The organism is Kocuria sp. BT304 (genome assembly GCF_003290245.1).
In the GTDB taxonomy this organism is placed as follows: Bacteria; Actinomycetota; Actinomycetes; order Actinomycetales; family Micrococcaceae; genus Kocuria; species Kocuria rhizophila_A.
This window is the reverse complement of the sequence record NZ_CP030039.1, coordinates 1,832,968-1,855,541: the sequence shown is the minus strand read 5'-3', so window position 1 is coordinate 1,855,541 and position 22,574 is coordinate 1,832,968. Positions and strand designations below refer to the sequence as shown.

General features: G+C 72.0%; 22 protein-coding genes and 1 tRNA gene. 17 read left to right on the top strand and 6 right to left on the bottom strand.

Annotation, left to right across the window (positions count from 1 at the left end):
* Positions 1-57 precede the first annotated feature (57 nt).
* From DNL27_RS08220 to DNL27_RS08180, 9 genes are all read left to right on the top strand, one after another.
* Complete coding sequence (locus DNL27_RS08220) at positions 58-1,557, top strand: cation:dicarboxylate symporter family transporter (protein WP_112235245.1); 1,500 nt, start codon at positions 58-60, stop codon at positions 1,555-1,557.
* Positions 1,558-1,731: 174 nt separating this feature from the next.
* Positions 1,732-2,625, top strand: coding sequence for a ParA family protein (locus DNL27_RS08215; RefSeq protein ID WP_112235244.1), 894 nt, complete (start codon positions 1,732-1,734; stop codon positions 2,623-2,625).
* 28 nt (positions 2,626-2,653) lie between these two features.
* Entirely contained in the window at positions 2,654-3,538 is an 885-nt protein-coding gene (locus DNL27_RS08210) for a ScpA family protein (protein WP_112235243.1), read from the top strand.
* Positions 3,539-3,706: 168 nt separating this feature from the next.
* A complete protein-coding gene (locus DNL27_RS08205) occupies positions 3,707-4,381 on the top strand; it encodes an SMC-Scp complex subunit ScpB (protein WP_239494297.1) in 675 nt (224 codons plus the stop codon).
* 7 nt (positions 4,382-4,388) lie between these two features.
* Entirely contained in the window at positions 4,389-5,495 is a 1,107-nt protein-coding gene (locus DNL27_RS08200) for a pseudouridine synthase (protein WP_012398591.1), read from the top strand.
* The gene (locus tag DNL27_RS08195) at positions 5,492-6,610 is read left to right on the top strand and encodes a prephenate dehydrogenase (protein ID WP_012398590.1); all 1,119 of its coding nucleotides are present in this window, start codon (positions 5,492-5,494) and stop codon (positions 6,608-6,610) included. Before DNL27_RS08200 ends, DNL27_RS08195 begins: the two co-directional genes overlap by 4 nt.
* A complete protein-coding gene (cmk, locus tag DNL27_RS08190; protein ID WP_112235241.1) occupies positions 6,610-7,356 on the top strand; it encodes a (d)CMP kinase in 747 nt (248 codons plus the stop codon). Before DNL27_RS08195 ends, cmk begins: the two co-directional genes overlap by 1 nt.
* A gap of 2 nt (positions 7,357-7,358) precedes the next feature.
* A complete protein-coding gene (gene der, locus DNL27_RS08185) occupies positions 7,359-8,903 on the top strand; it encodes a ribosome biogenesis GTPase Der (RefSeq protein ID WP_112235240.1) in 1,545 nt (514 codons plus the stop codon).
* Positions 8,904-9,212: 309 nt separating this feature from the next.
* A tRNA-Pro gene (locus DNL27_RS08180) sits at positions 9,213-9,286 on the top strand.
* A 70-nt stretch (positions 9,287-9,356) separates the two neighbouring features.
* On the opposite strand, the gene DNL27_RS12630 is transcribed toward DNL27_RS08180, so the two are convergent.
* Both DNL27_RS12630 and DNL27_RS08170 read right to left on the bottom strand, forming a co-directional pair.
* Entirely contained in the window at positions 9,357-9,830 is a 474-nt protein-coding gene (locus tag DNL27_RS12630; protein ID WP_370447097.1) for an ABC transporter permease, read from the bottom strand.
* A 296-nt stretch (positions 9,831-10,126) separates the two neighbouring features.
* On the bottom strand, positions 10,127-10,894 hold the full coding sequence (locus DNL27_RS08170; RefSeq protein ID WP_112235239.1) for a hypothetical protein: 768 nt from the start codon (positions 10,892-10,894) through the stop codon (positions 10,127-10,129).
* A gap of 322 nt (positions 10,895-11,216) precedes the next feature.
* Between DNL27_RS08170 and DNL27_RS08165 the strand changes: the two genes are divergently transcribed.
* Both DNL27_RS08165 and DNL27_RS08160 read left to right on the top strand, forming a co-directional pair.
* Positions 11,217-11,690 carry a hypothetical protein gene (locus tag DNL27_RS08165; protein ID WP_239494296.1) on the top strand — a complete coding sequence of 158 codons (474 nt, stop codon included), beginning with the start codon at positions 11,217-11,219 and terminating at the stop codon, positions 11,688-11,690.
* 27 nt (positions 11,691-11,717) lie between these two features.
* Complete coding sequence (locus DNL27_RS08160; RefSeq protein WP_112235237.1) at positions 11,718-12,920, top strand: MalY/PatB family protein; 1,203 nt, start codon at positions 11,718-11,720, stop codon at positions 12,918-12,920.
* A gap of 130 nt (positions 12,921-13,050) precedes the next feature.
* Here the strand turns inward: DNL27_RS08160 and DNL27_RS08155 are convergent, their stop codons facing one another.
* Positions 13,051-14,763: a sodium:proton antiporter gene (locus tag DNL27_RS08155; RefSeq protein ID WP_112235236.1), complete on the bottom strand. Its 1,713-nt coding sequence runs from the start codon at positions 14,761-14,763 to the stop codon at positions 13,051-13,053.
* A 72-nt stretch (positions 14,764-14,835) separates the two neighbouring features.
* On the opposite strand from DNL27_RS08155, the gene DNL27_RS08150 reads away from it, so the two are divergent.
* On the top strand, positions 14,836-15,852 hold the full coding sequence (locus tag DNL27_RS08150; RefSeq protein WP_112235235.1) for a GTP-binding protein: 1,017 nt from the start codon (positions 14,836-14,838) through the stop codon (positions 15,850-15,852).
* Positions 15,853-15,954: 102 nt separating this feature from the next.
* On the opposite strand, the gene DNL27_RS08145 is transcribed toward DNL27_RS08150, so the two are convergent.
* Together DNL27_RS08145 and DNL27_RS08140 are read right to left on the bottom strand one after the other, a co-directional pair.
* A complete protein-coding gene (locus DNL27_RS08145; RefSeq protein WP_112235234.1) occupies positions 15,955-16,644 on the bottom strand; it encodes a TrkA family potassium uptake protein in 690 nt (229 codons plus the stop codon).
* A 149-nt stretch (positions 16,645-16,793) separates the two neighbouring features.
* Positions 16,794-18,233 carry a TrkH family potassium uptake protein gene (locus DNL27_RS08140; RefSeq protein ID WP_041297633.1) on the bottom strand — a complete coding sequence of 480 codons (1,440 nt, stop codon included), beginning with the start codon at positions 18,231-18,233 and terminating at the stop codon, positions 16,794-16,796.
* 145 nt (positions 18,234-18,378) lie between these two features.
* On the opposite strand from DNL27_RS08140, the gene gcvH reads away from it, so the two are divergent.
* The 5 genes from gcvH (at position 18,379) to DNL27_RS08115 (ending at position 21,430) form a co-directional block, all read left to right on the top strand.
* Positions 18,379-18,765, top strand: coding sequence for a glycine cleavage system protein GcvH (gcvH, locus tag DNL27_RS08135; RefSeq protein WP_012398578.1), 387 nt, complete (start codon positions 18,379-18,381; stop codon positions 18,763-18,765).
* A gap of 33 nt (positions 18,766-18,798) precedes the next feature.
* The gene (locus DNL27_RS08130; RefSeq protein WP_012398577.1) at positions 18,799-19,242 is read left to right on the top strand and encodes an FHA domain-containing protein; all 444 of its coding nucleotides are present in this window, start codon (positions 18,799-18,801) and stop codon (positions 19,240-19,242) included.
* Between the two features lie 8 nt (positions 19,243-19,250).
* Positions 19,251-20,159, top strand: a complete 909-nt coding sequence (locus DNL27_RS08125) for a MerR family transcriptional regulator (protein ID WP_112235233.1) — start codon at positions 19,251-19,253, stop codon at positions 20,157-20,159.
* Positions 20,156-20,668: a bifunctional nuclease family protein gene (locus DNL27_RS08120; RefSeq protein ID WP_012398575.1), complete on the top strand. Its 513-nt coding sequence runs from the start codon at positions 20,156-20,158 to the stop codon at positions 20,666-20,668. The genes DNL27_RS08125 and DNL27_RS08120 overlap by 4 nt, the downstream gene beginning before the upstream one ends.
* A gap of 216 nt (positions 20,669-20,884) precedes the next feature.
* Complete coding sequence (locus DNL27_RS08115; RefSeq protein WP_229567378.1) at positions 20,885-21,430, top strand: MerR family transcriptional regulator; 546 nt, start codon at positions 20,885-20,887, stop codon at positions 21,428-21,430.
* Positions 21,431-21,641: 211 nt separating this feature from the next.
* On the opposite strand, the gene DNL27_RS08110 is transcribed toward DNL27_RS08115, so the two are convergent.
* Positions 21,642-22,478, bottom strand: a complete 837-nt coding sequence (locus DNL27_RS08110; RefSeq protein WP_012398573.1) for a ParA family protein — start codon at positions 22,476-22,478, stop codon at positions 21,642-21,644.
* Between the last annotated feature and the right edge of the window lie 96 nt (positions 22,479-22,574).

Genomic DNA, 22,574 nt, shown 5'->3' with positions numbered 1-22,574 from the left:
AAGCGCCCGGGGTGGATTCCGTCTGTCCGTTCCTTCCCGAGACCCCAGGAGCACTCCATGACCCACGACCTCGCGTCAGAGCCGACGCCGGGTGGCCCCAGCACCTCGAAACCCGCCGCACGGAAGCGGGACCGCACCCACTGGCTCTACATCGCGGTGATCGCCGCGGTGGTGCTCGGCGTGGTGGTCGGGCTGCTGTTCCCGTCCGTGGGGGTGACACTGAAACCGCTCGGCACCGGATTCGTGGCGCTGATCAAGATGATCATCTCCCCGGTCATCTTCTGCACCATCGTGCTGGGTGTGGGCTCGGTGGCGAAGGCCGCCACGGTGGGCAAGGTGGGCGGTCTCGCCCTCCTGTACTTCATCGTGATGTCCACGTTCGCCCTGGGCATCGGCCTGGTGGTGGGCAACATTGTCCAGCCCGGCGCCGGGCTGGACCTGGCCAACGCCCACTTCGACCCCTCCGCCCTGAGCGGTGGCCCGCAGGAGAGTCACGGCGGGGGCACCGCCGGCTTCATCCTGGGGATCATCCCCACCACCCTGTTCTCCGCCCTGACCTCGGGTCAGATCCTGCAGACCCTGCTGGTGGCGCTGCTGGTGGGCTTCGCGCTGCAGTCCATGGGCTCGGCGGGCCAACCCGTGCTCAAGGCCGTGGGCTACCTCCAGGCCGTCGTGTTCAAGCTGCTGGCCATGATCATGTGGCTCGCACCCATCGGCGCCTTCGGGGCGATCGCCGCCGTGGTTGGCGCGACCGGCATGAAGGCCGTGTTCTCGCTGCTGGGGCTCATGGTGGCGTTCTACATCACGTGCATCCTGTTCGTGGTGTTCGTGCTGGGGCTCATCCTCAAGCTCGTGTCCGGGGTCAACATCTTCTCGCTCATGAAGTACCTCGCCCGCGAGTACCTGCTGATCTTCTCCACGTCCTCCTCGGAGGCCGCGCTGCCGCGGCTGATCGCCAAGATGGAGCACCTGGGCGTGTCCCAGCCCGTGGTGGGCATCGTGGTGCCCACGGGGTACTCGTTCAACCTGGACGGCACCGCCATCTACCTGACCATGGGCGCCCTGTTCGTGGCCGACGCGATGGGCAAGCCCCTGCAGCTCGGTGAGCAGATCGCGCTGCTGCTGTTCATGATCATCGCCTCCAAGGGGGCCGCGGGCGTCACGGGAGCGGGCATCGCCACGCTCGCGGCCGGGCTGCAGTCCCACCGCCCGGACCTGCTGGACGGCGTGGACCTCATCGTGGGCATCGACCGGTTCATGTCCGAGGCGCGCGCCCTCACCAACTTCTCGGGCAACGCGGTGGCCACCATCGTGCTCGGCACGTGGGTCAGGGAAGTGGACAAGGCGCGCATGAAGCGCGTGCTCTCGGGCGACGAGCCCTTCGACGAGTCCAAGCTGGCCGTGGACGCGCACGCCGCCCAGGCGCCCGCCCAGCAGGCCGCCGGTGCCCCCGACGACGCCGCTCGGGCCGGATCGTCCGCGCCGCACGGCCCGACCGGGCGCACCGCGGGCCCCGGGGAGCGTCCCGGCGACGACCGGCCGCGCACCGAGCGGTAGTTCACGCGGTCGTCCCGCACACCTCACGCACGGCACCCGTCCTCCCACGACGGGTGCCGTGCGTCATTCAAGCGCGGTGCACGCCGCCGCGCACGTGGTGGTCGCGCCGCACGTGGGCGGTAGGGTAGGCCGGTGAGACCCGTGTTCCCCGCCCAGGAAGGAAGGCCGTCGCCCGTGAGCAACGCCAGTGATGAGAGGCCCCAGCAGACCCAGGCCGCGGTGTCGGACGCCGTGGGCCCCACCGGCCGCCCCGTGCGGACCTTCCCGGACCCGCCTGAGCTCTCCACGCACGGCCCCGCGCGCATCATCGCGATGGTCAACCAGAAGGGCGGGGTGGGCAAGACCACCTCCACCATCAACCTGGGCGCCGCGCTCGCGGAGCTGGGCCGCAAGGTGCTGCTGGTGGACTTCGACCCCCAGGGCGCGCTGTCCGCGGGCTTCGGCTCCAACCCCCACGAGCTGGACCTCACGGTCTACAACGTGATGATGGACCGCTCCGTGGACGTGTGGGACGTGGTGCAGCAGACCCACGTGGAGAACGTGGACCTGCTGCCCGCCAACATCGACCTCTCCGCCGCCGAGGTGCAGCTGGTCAACGAGGTGGCGCGCGAGCAGGTGCTCGCCTCCGCGCTGCGCAAGGTCGAGGACCACTACGACGTGATCCTCATCGACTGCCAGCCCTCCCTGGGCCTGCTCACCGTCAACGCCCTCACCGCCTCGCACGGCGTGATCATCCCGCTGATTTGCGAGTTCTTCGCCCTGCGTGCGGTCGCCCTGCTGGTGGACTCCATCTCCAAGGTGCAGGACCGCATCAACCCCAAGCTGCAGATCGACGGCGTGCTGGCCACCATGTTCGACTCCCGCACCCTGCACTCCCGCGAGGTCATCGCCCGGATCGTGGACGCGTTCGGGGACAAGGTCTTCGACACCGTCATCAAGCGCACCGTGAAGTTCCCGGACGCCACCGTGGCCGCCGAGCCCATCCTCGCGTTCGCCACCAACCACCCCGGGGCGGAGTCCTACCGCCAGCTCGCCCGCGAGCTCATCTCGCGCGGCGGCGCGCCGTGATCAACGCACGACGACGCCGCCCGGGCGCGTGAGCGGCGGCGTCGTCGTCCCTGCCGAGGCGCCGACGGGGTCCGAGGGCGGCTTCACCGTGGCGCTGGAGAACTTCCAGGGCCCGTTCGACGTGCTGCTGTCGCTGATCGCGAAGCACGAGCTGGACATCACCCAGGTCTCGCTCTCCGTGGTCACGGACGAGTTCATCCAGTACGTGCGCGCGCTGCAGGAGGACGCCTCGCCCAAGGCGCTGGACGAGGCCAGCGAGTTCCTGGTGGTCGCGGCCACCCTGCTGGACCTCAAGGCCGCCCGGCTGCTGCCGCGCGGGGAGGTCGAGGACGAGTACGACGTGGAGCTGCTCGAGGCCCGGGACCTGCTGTTCGCCCGGCTGCTGCAGTACAAGGCGTTCAAGGAGGTGGCGGGCCAGCTCAACGTCCGCTTCGCCGCCGAGTCCGTGCGGATCGCCCGTCAGGTGGACCTGGACCCGGCCATCACCACGGCCCTGCCCCCGCTCACGTGGACGCTGACCCCCGACCAGCTCGCGCACCTCGCGGTGACGGCGCTGGACCCGGAGCGCCACGTACCGCAGGAGGTGGACGTTGCCCACCTGCACGGCGCCCAGGTGCGCGTGGCGGACGAGGCGGAGGTGCTCGCGGGCATCCTGCAGGACGGTGCGGACCACGCGTTCCGGGAGCTGATCGCGGACGCGGAGTCCACGCTGGTGGTCGTGGTGCGCTTCCTCGCGCTGCTGGAGATGTACCGGGACCGGGTGGTGCGGCTGCACCAGGAGGAGGTGCTGGGCACGCTGCTCGTGCGCTGGGACGGGCCCCGGCAGTGGTCTGCGGACTCGCTCAGCAGCGAGTACACCGGCGCCGAGCCGGAGACCGCAGCGAGCGAGGACGGCGAAAACCTGGGAGAATGACTCCCGGACAGGATCGGTGTGAACCGTACCGAAGGAGATGATGACCGCGTGGCGGAGCAGACACCCCCCACGGCCCCGGCGGCGGACGCGCACCCCGCAGGGCCACCCACCAGCCCTCAAGCCCCGGAACCAGCGGGCACACTGACGTCAGTGCATGCGGTGTCCACGATGGCCGAGCCGTCTCCCGACGGCATGTCCCGCAACCAGCTTCTCTCCGCGCTCGAGGCCGTGCTCATGGTCGCGGCGGCTCCCGTGAGCCCGGAGGAGTTCGCGCGCGTGACGGGCGAGCCCGTGCACCGGGTGCGCAGCGCCCTGGAACACCTCAAGGCCGACTACGACGGCGTGACCGGAAACACCCCCGCACCCGCCCCGGAGGGCGCTCCTTACGGATATGATGAACGGTCGGCCTCGGACGGCCAGCCCGACGACGCCCGCCCCCGGGCGACCCGCGTGCGCGGCTTCGAGCTGCGCGAGGTGGCTGGCGGCTGGCGGATCTACTCGCGCAGCGACCACGCCCAGCTGGTCACGGACTTCGTGGTGGAGGGCAGCAGCTCGCGGCTCTCGCAGGCCGCCCTGGAGACGCTGGCCGTGGTGGCCTACCTGCAGCCGGTCTCCCGCTCCCGGGTCTCCGCGATCCGCGGGGTCAACGTGGACGGCGTGGTGCGCACCCTGGTGCAGCGCGGACTGCTCTCGGCCCACGAGCGCGAGGAGTCCTCGGGCTCCGTGCTCTACTCCACCACCCCGCTCTTCCTGGAGAAACTCGGTCTCGGCTCGCTGGACGAGCTCCCGGACATCGCACCCCTGCTGCCCGGAACCGACCAACTCGACGACATTGAGGACTGATCGACGCATGGCTTCACCACACGGCAACGCATCCCGCGGCGGAGGCGCCCGCGGACCCCAGGGCCGGGGCAAGGGCTCCAAGGCGGGCCCCAAGGGCGGCTTCCGCTCCGGCCCCGGTTCGAAGGGCTCCGGCGGCGCCGCCGGGGGCCGCGGCTACTCCAAGGGTTCAGCTGCGAAGGGCCCGGGCGCCGCTCGCGGCAAGGGCCCCGCGGGCAAGGGGCCGGGCAGGCCCAAGGCCGGTGCCGCCCAGAAGGGTCCGCAGAAGCCCCGCGCGTTCGCGGGCGTGGACAAGTACGAGCGCCGCGCCTCGGCGATCAAGGAGCACGGCCCACACCGTCGTCGTCGTCCGAAGAACCCGCCCGTGGACCGCCTGGAGGTCCACGACGAGAACGGCGTGCGGCTGCAGAAGCTCATGGCGCAGGCCGGTGTGGCCAGCCGCCGCGTGTGCGAGGAGATGATCCAGGACGGGCGCGTGAGCGTGGACGGGGAGATCGTCACGGAGCTCGGTGTCCGCGTGGACCCCGCGCTGCAGGCCGTCCACGTGGACGGCATGCGCATCCAGACGGACGAGAAGCTCGTGTACTACGCGTTCAACAAGCCGGCCGGCGTGGTCTCCACCATGGAGGACCCGGACGGGCGCCGCTGCGTGAGCGACTTCCTGGACCCCCGCAAGCACCAGCGCGTGTTCCACGTGGGCCGCCTGGACGTGGAGACCGAGGGTCTGCTGCTGCTCACCAACGACGGCGAGCTGACCAACCGGCTCACGCACCCCTCCTACGAGGTGCCCAAGACCTACCTGGTGCAGGTGCACGGTCCCGTGGAGAAGGGCATCGGCAACCAGATGAAGCAGGGCATCCGCCTGGAGGACGGCATCGCCAAGGTGGACGACTTCCGTCTGGTGGACTCCACCCCGGGCCACGTGCTCATCGAGGTGGTGCTGCACTCCGGGCGCAACCGGATCGTGCGGCGCATGTTCGATGCCGTGGACCACCCGGTGGAGAAGCTCGCGCGCACCCACGTGGGCCCCATTGCGATCGGGGACCAGAAGCAGGGCACGGTGCGCAAGCTCTCGCACACCGAGGTGGGCAACCTGCTCGCGTCCGTGGGGATGTGAGCGTGGTACCCGCGATCGCCACGAGCACCGGCCCCGTGCTGGTGGTGGGCTCCGGCCTGCTCGGCGCGAGCATCGGGCTGGGGCTGCGCCACCTGGGCGTGCCGGTGGTCATCCGGGACGCCTCACCCACCACGGAGGCCGTGGCCCAGGACATCGGGGCCGGTCGCTCCGAGCGGGCCGCGCGCGCCGCGGGGGAGCAGCTTCCCCCGTTCGCGCTGGTGGTCGTCGCGGCGCCGCCGGACGTGGTGGCCGAGCTCGTGGTCCAGGCGCTCGCCGAGCACCCGGACGCGGTGGTGCTGGACATCGCCTCGGTCAAGGCCCCCATCCTCGACGCGGTCCGTGCCGCGGGCGCGGATCTCGCCCGCTACGTAGGCACCCACCCCATGGCCGGGCGGGAGAAGTCCGGGCCGGTGGCCGCGCGCGGGGAGCTGTTCACGTCCATGCCGTGGGTGATCTGCCCGGTGGAGACCACCGGTGCCGCCGCGGTGGCCGCCGCGAAGAACCTCGCCGTGGACCTCGGGGCCACCATCACCATGATGGAGCCCACGGAGCACGACGAGACCGTGGCACTGATCTCCCACCTGCCCCAGGTGATGTCCTCGCTGCTGGCCTCCCGGCTGCAGGACACCCCGCTGCACCACCTGTCCCTGGCGGGGCAGGGGCTGCGTGACACCACGCGGATCGCGGGCTCTGACCCGGGGCTGTGGGTGCAGATCCTCTCCGCCAATGCGCGGCCGGTGGTGCAGTCCCTGCACGAGGTCCGGGCGGACGTGGAGCGGCTGATCGCCACCCTGGAGAACCCCGGGGCGGACGGTGCGCGCCTGGACATCGCCCAGCTGATGGCCGAGGGCAACGCGGGTCAGGCCCGGATCCCGGGCAAGCACGGCGGTGCGCCCAAGGCATTCGCCACGTTCACGGTGGCCGTGGACGACACCCCCGGCACGATCGCCCGGCTGCTCACGGAGATCGGGGAGATCGGGGTCAACCTGGAGGACATGCGCCTGGAGCACTCGCCCGGGCAGCCCGTGGGCCTGGTGACCGTCTCGGTGGACCCGAGCCGGCACGCGGACCTCGTCGAGGAGCTGCAGACACGCGGCTGGAAGGTGGTGCAGTGATGAACGCACGGGATGTGAGCGCACGACTGGTCGTGGCGATCGACGGGCCCTCGGGGTCCGGGAAGTCCTCGGTGTCCAAGGAGGTGGCGCGCCGCTTCGGGCTCGCCTACCTGGACACCGGCGCGATGTACCGCGCGGTGACCTGGTGGTGCCTGGACTCGGGGGTCAGCTTCGACGACCACGAGGCCGTGGTGGCGGCCACCGGGACGGTGCCGCTGGAGATGGGCACGGACCCGGACGAGGAGCGCATCCTGGTCAACGGGGAGGACGTCCGTTCCGCGATCCGCGGGGACCTGGTCACGGACAACGTGTCCCGGGTCTCCACGATCGTGCCTGCCCGCGAGGTGCTGGTGCGGATGCAGCAGGACATCATCCGGGACAGCGGCTTCCGCATCGTGGCCGAGGGTCGGGACATCACCACGGTGGTGGCCCCGGACGCGGACGTGCGGATCCTGCTCACCGCCTCGGAGGCGGCCCGGATGGCGCGGCGCGGCCGGCAGCTGGGCGCGGCGGCGTCGTCGAACCTGGAGGCGCAGGTGGTGGGCCGTGACGCGAAGGACGCCACCGTGGTGGACTTCATGAACGCGCAGGACGGCGTGTACCTGCTGGACTCCTCCGAACTGACCATGGAACAGACCGTGCAGGGCGTGATCGACCTGGTCATCCGCGCCACGGACACGACACACGAGGGGACCGCAGCGGTCCCCGACGAGACGGGCGCCGACGCCCCCGAGGAAGCGAGGTAACCATGAGCGCATCCGATGAGCCCACGGTGGACTCCTACGAACAATCCGTGCTGGGCGGGGGCAACGAGGACATCTCCGAGCGCCTGGCCGCGATCGACGACACCGAGGCCGAGGCCCGCGCCCAGGCCCTGCGCGAGGGCCTGGCCGACTACGAACTCGACGACGAGGACGCCGCACTGCTCGCGGACTGGATCGACGGCGAGGAGCAGCGCGACGCCCGCCGCCCCGATCCCGTGGTCGCCGTGGTGGGCCGCCCGAACGTGGGCAAGTCCACGCTGGTCAACCGCGTGATCGGCCGCCGCGAGGCCGTGGTGGAGGACACCCCGGGCGTGACCCGGGACCGCGTGTCCTACAAGGCGGAGTGGAACGGCAAGAACTTCACCCTGGTGGACACCGGCGGCTGGGAGCAGGACGCCAAGGGCATCAACAAGCGCGTGGCGGACCAGGCCGAGCTGGCCGTGCAGAACGCGGACGCCGTGCTGCTCGTGCTGGACGTGACCGTGGGCGTGACCGCGACCGACGAGGGCGTGGTGAACATGCTGCGCCGCGTCAAGAAGCCCATCATCGTGGTGGCCAACAAGGCGGACTCCCCGCAGCTGGAGATCGAGGCCACCGCGCTGTGGTCCCTGGGCATGGGGGAGCCGTTCCCGGTGTCCGCGCTGCACGGCAAGGGCTCCGGCGACGCGCTGGACGCCCTCGTCAACGCGCTGCCCGAGTTCTCCGAGGTGGCCGAGGCCGAGCTCGAGGGCGGGCCGCGGCGCGTGGCGCTGATCGGGCGCCCGAACGTGGGCAAGTCCTCGCTGCTGAACAAGCTTGCCGGCTCCGACCGTGTGGTCGTGGACGACACCGCGGGCACCACGCGGGACCCGGTGGACGAGATCGTGATGCTCGGCGGGGAGCCGTGGCGCTTCATCGACACCGCCGGCATCCGCCGCCGCGTGCACCTGCAGCAGGGCGCGGACTTCTACGCGTCCCTGCGCACGCAGACCGCACTGGAGCGCGCCGAGGTGGCCGTGGTGCTGCTGGCCGTGGACGAGGTGCTCTCCGAGCAGGACGTCCGCATCCTGCAGATGGCCGTGGACTCGGGACGCGCCCTGGTGCTCGCGTTCAACAAGTGGGACACCCTGGACGACGAGCGCCGCTTCTACCTGGAGCGCGAGATCGAGCGGGACCTCGCCCACGTCGCTTGGGCGCCGCGCGTGAATATGTCCGCGAAGACCGGGTGGCACAAGGACAAGCTGGTCCCCGCGCTGCACACGGCCCTGGACTCGTGGGACCGCCGCATCCCCACCGGGCGCCTCAACGCGTTCCTGGGGGAGATCGTCGCGGCCCACCCGCACCCCGTGCGCGGCGGCAAGCAGCCCCGCATCCTGTTCGGCACGCAGGTGGCCTCCCGGCCGCCCAAGTTCGTGCTGTTCACCACGGGCTTCCTGGACCCCGGCTACCGCCGGTTCATCCAGCGCCGCATCCGCGAAACCTTCGGCTTCGAGGGCACCCCACTCGAGGTCACCATGCGCGTGCGGGAGAAGCGCCAGCGCAAGCGCTGAGTTCCCGGCCTCGCGCGTACGGGCCGCTTCCGGGTTCTTCCCGGGAGCGGCCCGTTGCGCTGCGGGGGAGCGGTGGCGGGGAACGACGACGCCGCGGTGCCGGTCAGACGCTCGCCCCACCGCGCGCACCGGGCCCGTCGTGTGGCCGTGCGCCGGTCACCCCGGGCAGGTCTGGGCACTCTCCGGTGGTGCGGGGCGCCGCAGAGCGCCGGGCGCGGTGCGCGGGAGCGTCTGATGTGAAAATCGGAACCGGGTGGGGTAATGTATCCCAAGTGTTCGGCGCTGGTTCGCCAGGGCTGAGCACGGTCGCGGGATGTGGCGCAGCTTGGTAGCGCACTTGACTGGGGGTCAAGGGGTCGCAGGTTCAAATCCTGTCATCCCGACCGAGAAAGCGGTCCTGACCGGCGGAAACGTCGGGCGGGGCCGCTTTTGTCGTACCCGGGGTGCGCCGCCTCAGACGGGCCGCCGCGGCCGGGTGGGCACACTGCCCGACCACAGGGTGACGAGAGCGGCGCTCACGGCCCCGGCGGCGAGGATCGCCCCGAGCACCACGATCTGGAAGCGCCCGGCCTCGAGCGGCGAGACGCCTCCGAAGATCGCGCCCACGAACGCGCCCGGCAGCACCACGAGGCCCGTGGTCCGCGTCTGGTCCAGGGCCGGCACCAGGGCGTCGTGCACCGCGCGCCGCGCGAGGTCCAGCGTGGCCCGCCGCGGCGTCGCCCCGAGGGCGAGCCACCCCTCCACCTCGTCCCAGTGGTCCTCGACCGAGCCGAGGAAGTTCCTGCCCGCGAGCGTGGTGGAGCTCATGCAGTTGCCGATCACGATCGCCCCGATGGCCAGGGCAAAGCGCGCGGTGAGCTCCAGTGCACCGGTCGCGAACACGGTGACGAGCGCGCACAGCACCCCGGCCAGCATGCACACCGCCACACGCGGCCACCAGTGTGCGAAGGCACCGAGCCTGCGGGAGGCCCACCGTGGAGGCCACCAGGAACATCACCACCAGGGCGGTGGCGATGAGCAGCGGCTGCCCGATCACGCCCGTGAGGATCACACTGATCACCGCGAGCTGCACCGCACCCCGGGCGATGGCCGAGACCGGTGCCCACGGCCGCGGAACGCGGTAGAGCACGAAGACGGTGGTGGCCACGGCCGCGAGGACCGCGACACCCACGAGCGAGGGCATCAGTGCCGAGAGGGTCTCCACGCTCGAAGCCTAGCCAGCCTCACGTGTCCCGCGTGAGCCGTACCCACCCGTCGGTCAGTGCAGCGCGCAGGCCCGCCTTGCGCGAGACCGCGGGCAGTGCGTGCGAAAGGCATGCCACGGCGTCGTACCCGGAGTGGTCCACGCCCGGCAGGACGTGCAGGTTCGTGTCGAAACCCGCGGCCTGGAACGCGGCGACGCCCTCCTCAGCGGCGCCCAGCGCGCTCCACTCGGGCGGGTTCGTGGCACCGTCCACGTCCTGATCGCCCACCCACCAGTGCATGGCCGTGTTGCCGATGCATGGCCGGGCCTTCTTCTTCCGCGCAACGGGCGCGTTGGCCCCGCCGCCCCCGACGATCACGGCACCGCCGTGGGACATCCCCTCTATGCCACGGTCCAGCAGCTCGTACGTGATGAACTCGGCGCCGCCGCTGTAGCCGACCAGCCAGATGTTCGAGGCGTCCACCTCCGGGTGCCGCGCCACGAGGTGCTCGTGCAGCGCCCGGAAGTACTTGCCGTTCGCCTTGCAGTCCTCCCACCACGTGTAGCCGTCGCCGGAGCCGTCCTCGTCCGGCGAGTTCACGGCCACGAACATGAGGTCCCGCGCCTGCGCCGCGATCGCCAGCCGCGCGAGGTCTCCTTCATCGGGCCAGTTGATGGAGGTGTCCTCCAGGTCCCAGTAGTCGCCGTCGAAGTAGTACAGGAACCCCGCGGTGCCACTCTCCCACAGGTGGTGCCAGGAGCTCAGACCGTTCGGTGCCGTGAAGTCGATGAACGTCTTCGGTGTCATGATCCCCCCAGATCAGCGGTGGCGGCCCGCGGCGCGGGCGTGGTGCCCCGCCGCGCTGCCTCCAGTATGACGCGCCGGTCCGGGTCCGGTCGTCAACACCGCGGCCGGGCCCGGACTGCACCCGGCACCGGGGCGACCCTGGACTCCCGGCACCGGGGCGACCCTGGACTCCTGGTGCCGGGGCACCCGGGTGCGGTGACGCTGGGCCGGGACCCAGCGGCGTCGTCCGCGGCCACCGCTACCCGCCCGGGTGTGGCCACCGGGCCCGCGGGGTGCTTTGCTGGAACCACCGACACATCAGCACCGAAGGAGAGGCAGAACCATGAGCAGCGTGATCACCACCTACCTGCAGGACCACCACGCGGGATCGGCCGGGGGGGTAGCCGCGTTCCGCCGCGTGGCCGAGTTCCACGGGGACGAGACGGTGCGGGAGGAAGTGGGGCGGATGGCTCGGGAGGTCGAGCAGGATCAGGCCGCGCTGGAGCGGATCATGGCGGCCGTGGGCGTGGAGCCCGCCGTGCTGAAGGACCTGCCCGCCAAGGCTGCGGAGAAGGCGGCTCGGCTGAAGCCGAACGAGCGGCTGAGCAGGCGCTCGCCGCTGTCCGACATCGAGGAGCTGGAGGCCCTGGTGGCCGCCGTGCACATGAAGGCTCTGGGCTGGCGCTTGCTCCTGGAGGCCCCGGACGACAGGCTGGACACGGATATGCTCCGGGACCTGCACGCGCGCGCCCTGGAGCAGGAGAGGACGCTGGAGCGGCTGCGGCTCGACCAGGCCCGCAAGCTCACGCAGTCCTGACGCCCGCCGCGCGCCTGAAAGGACCTCATGACCACCGCCGACCAGATGCCCTCCCTGCGCCGTCGCACGAGCACCAAGTGGCGCAGCTACGCGGAGGACGTGCTGCCCATGTTCATCGCGGAGATGGACTTCCCCACGCCGCCCGCGGTGAAGGCCGCTCTCGAGGCCGCGGTGGCGAACAACGACACCGGCTACGCCGCCACGGCGGACCGGGGTGCCGCCACGGCGTACGCGGACTTCGCGGCCGCGCGCTGGGGCTGGCGCCCGGACCCGGAGCGGATCGTGTACACCACGGACGTCACCGTGGTGATCGTGGAGGCGCTGCGCCGGCTGATCGGGCCCGGGGACGGCGTGGTGCTCACCCCGCCCGTCTACGCGCCGTTCTACGCCCTGGTCGCCGAGGCCGGCGGCCACCCGGTGGAGGTGCCGCTGCAGGACGACGGCGCCTCGTACCGCCTCGACCTAGCGGGGATCGACGCCGCCCTGGCCGCCGGTGCGCGCGCCGTGCTGCTGTGCAACCCCCACAACCCGCTGGGCCTCGTGCACTCCCGCGAGGAACTGGCCGAGCTCGCGGAGATCGTGGAGAATCACGGCGCCCATGTGGTGAGCGACGAGATCCACGCGCCGCTGACCCACCAGGGCGTCACGTTCACCCCGTACCTCTCGGTGTCCCCGGCGGCGCGCCACCACGGGGTGGCGGCGGCCTCCGGGAGCAAGGCGTTCAACCTGGCGGGGCTGAAGGCGGCCATGTTCGTGGTGGACTCTGAGCCCATGGCGCGCTGGCTCGCCGCGGTGCCGGACGCGGTGTCCTACCGCACCGGGATCATGGGGCTGCTGGCCACGCGCGAGGGCTTCCTGCACTGCACGGACTGGCTGGACGCCACGATCGAGGTGATCCAGTCCAACATCGACCTCCTGGAGCGTGAGCTCGCCGAGAAGCTGCCGCAGGTGACGCTGCGCCGGGGCCGGGCCACCTACCTCGCGTGGCTCGACATGCGGGCCCTGGGGTGGGGCGAGGACCCGGCGGAGCACGCCGCGGACCACGCCCGGGTGGCGCTGTCCTCCGGGCCCACGTTCGGCACCGGGGGGCAGGGTTTCGCGCGCATGAACCTCGCGTGCGCGCCGGAGACCGTCGTGGAGGCCGTGGACCGGCTGCGGGTGGCCGCGGACGCCACGACCGCTCAGGGCACGCCGAGCGATTCGGCTGACCCCGGCGCCGCGGGCGCGTGAGACAGGGCGCGTGATCCGCGGCGGGTGAGGTACGGGGCGTGGTGTCCGGCCGGTGGCCGGGACCGGCCGCTCGTGCCTGGAACACGAGCGCGACGGGTGCCACGGGTGAACCGGGCGGGCCCCGGCTGCCTCAGTCGAGCATCATGTTGCGCTGGTCCAGGAACCGCTGGGCGGCCGCCACGGTCTGGGATCGGTAGACCCCCGAGGCCTGGGCGTCCAGCAGGGCGTCCTGCTGCGCCTCCATGAGCTTGCGGTGCAGCTCCTGCTGCTCCTGCCGTGCGGACGTCCAGGTCCGCAGCGTCTCGGTGCTCGCCGACTCCGGAAGCGTGCGGGTGCGCCGGCGCGCCATCTCCAACGTCTTCTCGTCGAAGGGTTGGCCGTCCTCCCGGTGCAGCTCGGGGGAGTCAAGCAGGTCCTGGGACGCGGCGGAGAGCGTGTTGACCAGCCGCGTGAGCTCGCGCTGCAGCTCCTCCTCGTCCGAGCCGCGGATGCCCAGCACCCGGATCAGCAGGGGCAGGGTGCCGCCCTGCACCACCAGGGTGAGCACCGCGACCGTGAACGCGATCAGGATCAGCTGCGGCCGGTAGGCCATGTCCTCGGGCAGGGTCTGGGCGGCGGCCACCGTGACCACGCCCCGCATCCCGGACCACGCGAGCACCAGCCCGCCGCGTCGGCCCACGCCCTCGTTGCTGAAGAACGTGGCATCGGCCTGCCGCCGGGTGAGGGAGCGCCGCACCGAGCTCACCCGCTTCTCCGTGACCTGCGGGTGGCCTTCGAAGCGGGCGACGGCGTTGTCGAAGCGCTCCGACGCGGCGTCGAGCCAGCGGGACGTGCCCGCCGCACGCCGCTGCTGGCGGGATAGCAGCCCGATCAGGGGTGCCACGAATCCCAGGCGCAGCACGAAGAGCAGGACCGTGACCGCCACGCCCAGCCAGAGGGCCGTGCCCACGCTGAACCCTCCGGCGTGCACCTCGTCCAGGATCAGGGTGATCTGCAGCCCGAGCACCAGGAACACCCCGTGCTCCAGCAGCAGCAGCACCGTGCGCCAGTTGGTGCGCTCCGCCACGCGGGCCTGGGAGGAGAGCCGGCGGGGCGCGCGGATGCCGGTCACGAGACCGGCCACGACCACCGAGAGCACCCCGGAGGCGCCCACGTGCTCGGCCGGGATGAACGCGATGAAGGGGACCACGAGGGAGATCGCGGTGCTCGTCACGGGCTGGTCCAGCCGTGCCCGGACCTGCACGGACACCCAGCCGACCGCGAGCCCGATGAGCACCGCGACCACCACGGCGTACGCGAAGTCCGCGAGCACCCCGCCCACGCTGATGGCCCCCGAGGTGGCCACCACGGCGGAGCGCAGCATCACCAGGGCGGTGGCGTCGTTGACGAGACCCTCTCCCTCGAGGATGGTGACCAGCCGGTTGGGCAGGCCCAGGCGCTTGCCGATCGAGGTCGCGGCCACCGCGTCGGGCGGGCTCACCACCGCACCCAGGGCCACGGCCGCGGCGAGTCCCAGTCCGGGGAGCAGCCACCACAGGAACAGCCCCACCGCGAACGCCGAGACCACCACGAGCACCACCGACAGCGCGGTGATGCTCCCCAGGTCCCGGCGGAAGTCCGTGGCCGGCATGTTCACGGCCGCCGCGTAGAGCAGCAGGGGCAGCACCACGCTGAGCACCACGTCCGGGTCCATCGTGACCGTGGGCACCCCGGGCACGAGGCTCGGCCCCACCCCCAGCACCACCAGCACGATGGGGGCGGCCACGCCCACCCGGTCCGAGATGCTGGTGACCGCCACCACGAGGACCACCGCGGCCACGGCGAGCAGGGTCAGTTCGTCCACGGGACCTCCTGTTGCGAGAATTGCCCCGAGTGTATCTGCGGCCCGCCCGGCCACCGGACAGGAAGGACCCCCGTGCCCCGCACCGTTCCCGTGCTGATCCTCACCGGCTACCTGGGCGCCGGCAAGACCACCGTGCTGAACCACCTGCTGGCCACGGGGCACGCGCGGATCGGGGTGGTGGTCAACGACTTCGGCGCGGTCAACGTGGACGCGGCCCTCGTGGCCGGGCACGTGGCGGAGCCGGTGTCGATCGCCGGCGGGTGCCTGTGCTGCATCGAGGACCCCGGCCAGCTCGACGACGCCCTGCGCACCCTGTCCCGGCCCGCCCTGGAGCTGGACGCGATCGTGATCGAGGGCTCGGGGATCGCCGAACCCCCGGCGCTGATCCAGCTCGTGCTGGGCAGCACGGTGGCCACCGTGCGCTTCGGCGGGCTCGTGGAGGTGGTCGACGCCGCCCACGTGCCCCACGCGGAGTCCGGCGGCTGGGACCTGGCGCAGCACGTCAGGGCCGCGGCCGTGGTGCTGCTGACCAAGACGGACCTCGCGGCCCCGCAGGACGTGGCGAGCCTGGGGGAGCGCATCCTGCGGGCCAATCCGCACACCACGGTGCTGGAGGCGCCCCACGGGGCGGTGGACCCGCGGCTGTTCTTCGACGTGGCCGAGCGCACCGAGCCCGAGAGCGGCCAGCTGCCGCTGTGGGAGGTGGGCGAGCCCCTCGGACGGGAGCACCACGAGCACCACGTCCACCACCGCGCCGCCACGCTGGACGTCGACGCCGCCGTGGACCCCGCCGCGCTCGCGGACCTGCTGGAGGATCCGCCGCGGCAGGTGCATCGGATCAAGGCCGTGGTGGACGTGCGCACCCCGCGCGGTCTCCAGCGGTTCGTGGCCCACTCGGTCGCGGGCTACGTCACGGTGGAGCGCGCGTCCCGGGCCCTGGACGCACCGCCGCACTCGGTGGTGGTGGCCATCGGACCCGCCCGGGACGACGCCGCCCCGGTCCGGTCCCTGCTCCACACCCTCCCGCGCGCGGCGGGGGACGGCGTGCCCGGAGCACCCGAGCGGCGTCGTCTCACGCGCTTCGTATGAGGGGCGCTTTTCGGGGGAGCGGGCGCCACAGGGCGGGCGGTTGTGGGAGGACGGGGCCGCACGCCGGGGGCAGGAGCCCTGCGGCCGCGGTCCGGGCGCGCCTCACGTCAGGTTCGAGAAGTGCTCGACCTTCCGGGTGGGGCCGGTGACCAGGATCTGGTCGTCGTCGTAGAGCATGGTCCCGGGCTCGATGGGCTCCCACTGGCCCCCGGGACGGCACACCGCCACCACGGACACACCGAGGTGCTGGCGCACGTTGAGCAGGTCCATGGGCCGCTGCTGGATGGGCTCCGGGGGAGTGCAGCGCACCAGCGCGTAGCCCTCGTCGATCGGCACGAAGTCCAGGATGCGGTGCTGGATCAGGTGGGCGGCGCGGGTGCCCATGTCGCTCTCGGGGTTCACCACGTGCTGCACCCCGATCTGCGTGAGGATCTCCGCGTGGGGCTCGGTGATGGCCTTGGCCCAGATCCCCGGGCAGCCGAACTTCACGAGCCGGGACGCCGTGAGGATGCTCGCCTGGATGTCCGAGCCGATGCCCACCACGGCGCGGTCGAACTCGTTGACCGACAGCTCGCGCAGCACCTCCTCGTCCGTGGCGTCCGCGCGCACCACCGAGGTGAGCTTGCCGTTGAAGCGCTGCACCGTGGCCTCACTGTGGTCGATGCCCAGCACGTCCGTGCCGTTGCGCATGAGCTCCAGGGCCAGGGCGCCGCCGAAGCGGCCCAGCCCGATGACCGCCACGGCGTTGGACATGCCCCGGCTGGGGGACTCTGCGGGGTGGGATCCGAACATGTTTCGTGCTCCTCGGGTCGTGGGTGCCGGCGGTGGGCGGGTCTTGGCGGACCGCCGTGGGCGGGCCGGGGTGGATGCCGGGCCGACGTCCGGCGCCGCGGCGGGGCAGGGGACCGGGCCGGGCGGCGTCGTCGTCGGTGCGGCGGGAGTCAGCCGATCAGCGGGCGCTCCTTGGGCAGCTCGTAGGCGGGCGGGCGGCGCCCGAACGCGATGGACGCGGCCACCGTGACCGGGCCCAGGCGCCCCATGACCATCAGGACGATGAGCACGCACTGCGCGAACGGGGCGATCGTGGCAGTGATGCCCGTGCTCAGGCCCACGGTGGAGAACGCCGAGACCGCCTCGTAGAGCACGCGGTCCAGGCCCAGGGAGGTGTCCGTGAGCATGATCAGCATGCTCCCGCCGATCACCGCGCCGGTCGCGAGCACCACCACCGTGATGGCCTCGCGCTGCACCGAGCGGGAGAGCTGCTTGCCGAGCACGGGAACGGCGGCGCCGCCCTTGATCTCCGTGAGGGCGATGAAGAACAGCACCCCGAACGTGGTGACCTTCAGGCCCCCCGCCGTGCCCGCGGGGCCACCGCCGATGAACATGAGGATGTCCATGCCGAGCCACGAGACGGGGTGCATCTGGGAGATGTCGATGCTGTTGAAGCCGGCCGTGCGGGAGATGGTGGACTGGAAGAACGCGTTGAGCACCTTCACGGCCGGCGCCTGCGGTCCGAGCGTGGCCGGGTTGTTCCACTCCAGCAGGGCCAGGAACAGGGTGCCGCCCAGCAGCAGCACGGGTGTGGCCAGCAGCACGAGACGCGTGTTCATGCTCCACCGGCGGGGCAGGGTGAGGTGGCGGCGCAGCTCGTTGAGCACCGGGTAGCCCAGACCGCCCAGGATCACCGCCGCCGACAGCGTCAGCAGCACCACGGGGTCCGCCGCGAAGTCCACCACGTTGAGGGAGTACAGCGCGAAGCCGGCGTTGTTGAACGCGGACACCGCGTGGAAGACCCCGTGGGCGAGCGCGAGCCCCGGGGGGTAGTGGTAGTGCAGCAGGAACCGCAGGAAGAGAACGGCCGCGGCGGTGCACTCGATCACCAGGGTGGTCAGCACGATCCGTGCGACCACCTGCCGCGCACCCCCGCGGGACTTGGTCTCCGCGTTGGCCAGCAGCCGGGTGGACAGCCCGAACTTCCGGGCCAGCAGGATGCCCAGCATGGTGGTGAAGGTCATGACCCCCAGGCCCCCCACCTGGATGAGGCACACGATCACCACCTGCCCGAACGGCGTCCAGTAGGTGGCGGTGTCCACCGTGACCAGCCCCGTGACGCACAGCGCCGAGGTGGCGGTGAACGCCGCAGTGAGCAGGTCGGTGCCGCCCGGGGCCGCCGTGGCCGGGGGCAGCATGAGCAGCCCGGTGCCCGTGAGCAGCGCCAGCAGGAACGCGAGGACGATGAGCCGGGCGGAGCGCGCCGGGGTGAGCTCGTGGAGGTGGAACGGATCCGGGCGGGACTTCATCATGGGCACGGTCCGGCGGATCCGGGAGCGGTGCGTCTGCATACGGATGGCCGCTTGGCGGAAAGCCTCGGTGATGGGCACCGAGCCACGGTACACCGGCCGCGGCGCCGGGGGCACCCCTCGGGCGGGTTCGCACGCGGTCGCGGGCGGTGCCGGAAAAGGTTGTGCTCCACACACACGCGTGTGATGAGTGCTACTGCCGCATACGTGCCCTAAACTGACCGGCATGACCAACATTCCCGCGGAACTCGCGTACACGGCAGAGCACGAGTGGGTCCAGGACCTCTCCGAGGACAGCACCTTCAAGGTGGGCATCACCGACCACGCCCAGAGCGAGCTGGGTGAGGTCGTCTTCGTCCAGCTCCCCGAGGTCGGGGACACCGTCACCGCCGGGGACGTGGTGGGTGAGATCGAGTCCACCAAGTCCGTGAGCGACCTCTTCGCCCCCGTGACCGGCGAGATCGTCTCCGTCAACGACGAGCTCGCGGACAACCCCGGGCTGCTCAACGAGGCCCCGTACGAGGCCGGCTGGCTGTTCACCGTGCGTGTGGAGTCCCAGGACGCCACCGCCCAGCTGCTGGACGCCCAGGCCTACCAGCAGCTGCTGGACTAACTGCACATTCTCCACGTGAGGTGAGGGGAACCCATGTCTAACCACGAGAACTCCGGCTCCCAGTCGGGTCCGGAGACCACGTCCATCCAGATCGTCGCGGACGTGCTCTCCACCGCCGCGCACCACAAGCTCACCGAGGGCGAGCAGAACGCCGTGGCGTCCCTGCCCCCGGGATCCGCCCTGCTGCTCGAGACCAACGGCGGTCTCACCGGTGCCCGGTTCCTGCTGGACCGGGACGAGGTCGTGGCCGGACGGCACCCCGCGTGCTCCGTGTTTCTGGACGACGTCACGGTGTCCCGGCGCCACGCCGAGTTCATCCGCCGCGGCACCACGTTCGAGATCGTGGACCACGCCTCCCTCAACGGCACCTACGTCAACGGGGACCGGGTGAACACCAAGCTGCTGGAGAACGGGGACGAGGTGCAGATCGGGAAGTTCCGCTTCACGTTCTACCACTCCGTGCAGAACGGCTCCTGACCTCCTCCATGCCTAACACCGAGCCGTCGCAGCCCCAGCGCGTGGGGATCGGGGCGCTGCTGCGCCGTCTGCAGGAGAGCTTCCCGGACCTGACCGCCTCCAAGGTGCGCTTCCTCGAGGACCAGGGTCTGGTGCGCCCCCACCGCACGGCGTCCGGCTACCGGAAGTACTCCGAGGCGGACATCGAGCGGCTGACCACGGTGCTGAACCTGCAGCAGGAGCGCTACCTCCCGCTGCGGGTCATCCGGGAGCGCCTGGACCGCGGGGAGGACCCCGCCCGGGGCGCCGAGCGGCAGCAGCCCCCCTCGGCCCCCGGCCGTGACGGGCACGACGACGCTGCCCGCGAGCTGCCCACACCACAGTCCGCCGCGCGGTACTCGCTGCGGGAGCTCGCGGCGCGCTCGGGTGCGGACATCCCGCTGCTGCGCGAGCTGCTCACCCACGGTCTCGTGGTGGAGCACTCCGGTGCCTTCGACGAGCACGCGCTGAGCGTGGCGGTGGCCGCCGTGAAGCTGGGCGGCTACGGCATCGAGCCCCGGCACCTGCGGGTGCTGCGGGGTGCCTCGGAACGCGTGGTCGCCCTCGTGGACGGCAGTGTGTCCCCGCTGCGCACCCGGCGGGACCCCGAGACCCGGCGCACGGCGGTGCAGCGCGCCCGGGAGATCGCCTCCCTGTGCCTGTCGGTGATGTCCGCCGTGGTGCACACCCAGGTGGATGACACCGTCCGCTCCCTCCAGCCCCCGCAGGAGCAGGATCCGCAAGAGCGGCACCCGCGGGAGCAGGTCTCGCACCACGAGTCGGCGCACGTGCAGTCCCGGTCTGCCGGGGCCGCGCGCTCCCAGATCTCGTACGCCCACCCCGCCGCCGCGCGGGCTCCGCAAGGCCGCGGCGCTGAGTCCCCGGGGGGCACCCGGTGAGCGCGGACGTGCGGATGGAGATCGCGGGCGTGCGCATGGACGTGCCCACGGGTCAGCCCGTGGTGGTGCTGCGGGAGGTCGACGGCCCCCGCCGGCTGCCCATCTGGGTGGGCACCAACGAGGCCACGTCCATCGTGTTCGCGCTGCAGGGCATCGAGCCGCCGCGCCCGCTCACCCACGACCTGCTGCTCTCCGTCGTGGACGCCCTCGGACGCAGGGTGACGGGCGTGGTGGTGCACACCGTGGAGGACACCGTGTTCCACGCGGCCGTGTCCCTCGACGACGCCACCGTGGTAGACGCCCGGGCCTCCGACGCCCTCGCGCTCGCGGCCCGCACGTCCTGCCCCATCCGGTGCGCGGCCGCGGTGCTGGACGAGGCCGGGCTCGTGCTCAGCGCGGACGGCGAGCTGCGGGAGCAGTCCCCGGCGGCCCCGCGGGAGGCGGAGGCGCAGGTCCGGGAGTTCCGCGACTTCCTGGACCACGTGGACCCCGAGGACTTCCAGTCCTGATCCGGGCTCCGCGCGGGGCGGGGGAGTAGGCTGAACGACACGGCCGCCCCCGCGACCGATGTCTTTGACCCACCACACCCCGCGGTTTACCGTCAGGGGATCACGGTGGGCACGAGTCACCCACCCCATGCACGAGGAGGACGCTTGAGCAATCCGGAGCTGCCGCTGGACGCGGCACGGTTGAGCGCATCCTCCCTCGCGGGGGGCACCCAGGAGATGCTGTTCACCGACGATCTCACGGCGCTCGACGAGACCGTGGGCTTCCGCGGACCCACCGCGTGCAAGGCCGCGGGCATCAGCTACCGGCAGCTCGACTACTGGGCTCGCACCCACCTGGTGGAACCCACCGTCCGCGGGGCCAAGGGCTCCGGGTCCCAGCGCCTCTACAGCTTCCGCGACATCCTGGTGCTCAAGGTGGTCAAGCGGCTGCTCGACACCGGGGTGTCCCTGCAGCAGATCCGCTCCGCCGTGGGCGCGCTGCGGCTGCGTGACATCGAGGACCTCACCCGCCTGACCCTCATGTCCGACGGCGCGAGCGTCTACGAGTGCACCTCCCCCCACGAGGTCATCGACCTCGTCCAGGGCGGTCAGGGCGTGTTCGGCATCGCCGTGGGCCGGGTGTGGCGCGAGGTCGAGACCACTCTCGCCTCGATGCCCGGTGAGCACACCGCCCTCGACACCGCCGCCGAGGCCGGGTCGTTCCCGGAGGACGAGCTCTCCGCGCGCCGCGCGCGGCGGAACAAGAAGCAGAACGCGGGCTGACCGACCGGGCCGGCCGGGCGGCGTCGTCCGTCCCCTGGTGCCCGGCGGATCGCCGTGCGGGGAAGACCCCGGCCGCGGCGGGTGCCGAAACCGGCGTCCACGGTCGACCACCGGTCACGTCAAGCAGCCGCGGCGGACGACGGCGCCGTGGAGCACTCGGGCGTACCGTCCGACCCTGGCCCCAGGGCCGGACAAGATGCCGTCACCGCGCTCAGCGCGTGAGCCCCTCCAGGATGGCCGTGAAGCGCTCGGCGAGGTCCTGCGCCGGGGCGCCGGGCCAGCGGTGCACGGGCCACGCGGCACCCTGCGCCTGCTGCATCACCGCGAGGTCCGGAAGCACGGGCTCCACCACGAGCGGACCGAAGAGCTCCCGCAGTTCACCCATGCGGTGCTGCTGCTCCTGGGAGTCCTCCCGCACCTTGTTGACCACCACCCCCGCCTCGGGGACCGCCCACACGCGGGAGCCCTCGAACTGCGCGAGCGCACTCATGGTGCGCTTGGTGCCCGCGACCGAGAACAGGGACGGCTCCGCCACGGAGAGCACCTTGTGGGACGCCGCCCACGCCATCCGCGTCAGCGCGCTGAGCGTGGGCGGGCAGTCGATGAACACCAGTTCGTAGCGGTCCAGTCCGCGCAGCGCGGTCTCGAGCCGCTTGAGGTCCCGGGGCTTGAACGAGGCGTGGTCCAGGTGGGACGACGCCGCGGAGCCGGGTGCCACGTCCAGCACCGGCACGCGCGTGGTGCGGGCGGCGTCGGGGGCCCACGCGCGGGGGCCCTCGGTGGAGGTGTCCGGCGTGATGGGGTGCGCGGCCCAGGGCGAGGCCACGGCGACGGCGCCGAGCGCGCCCTTGCGGGGCCGACGCAGCACGCTGCCCACGTCCCGACCCTGGCGGGCGTGGACACCGAGGGCGGTCGAGGCGTCCCCGTGGGGGTCGAGGTCTACCACGAGGGTGGGGATTCGGGCCTCGAGCGCGGCGGAGGCGAGCCCCAGGACCACGGAGGACTTGCCCACCCCGCCCTTGAGGCTGCTGATGCTGACGATCTGCACGGATCACCCTTCTGTCACCTGTTCGGGGGACTGGCCGCCGCCCGGTTACATGCTAATGGGTGTACTTCGGGGGACACGGCAGCGGGGCCGTGACAC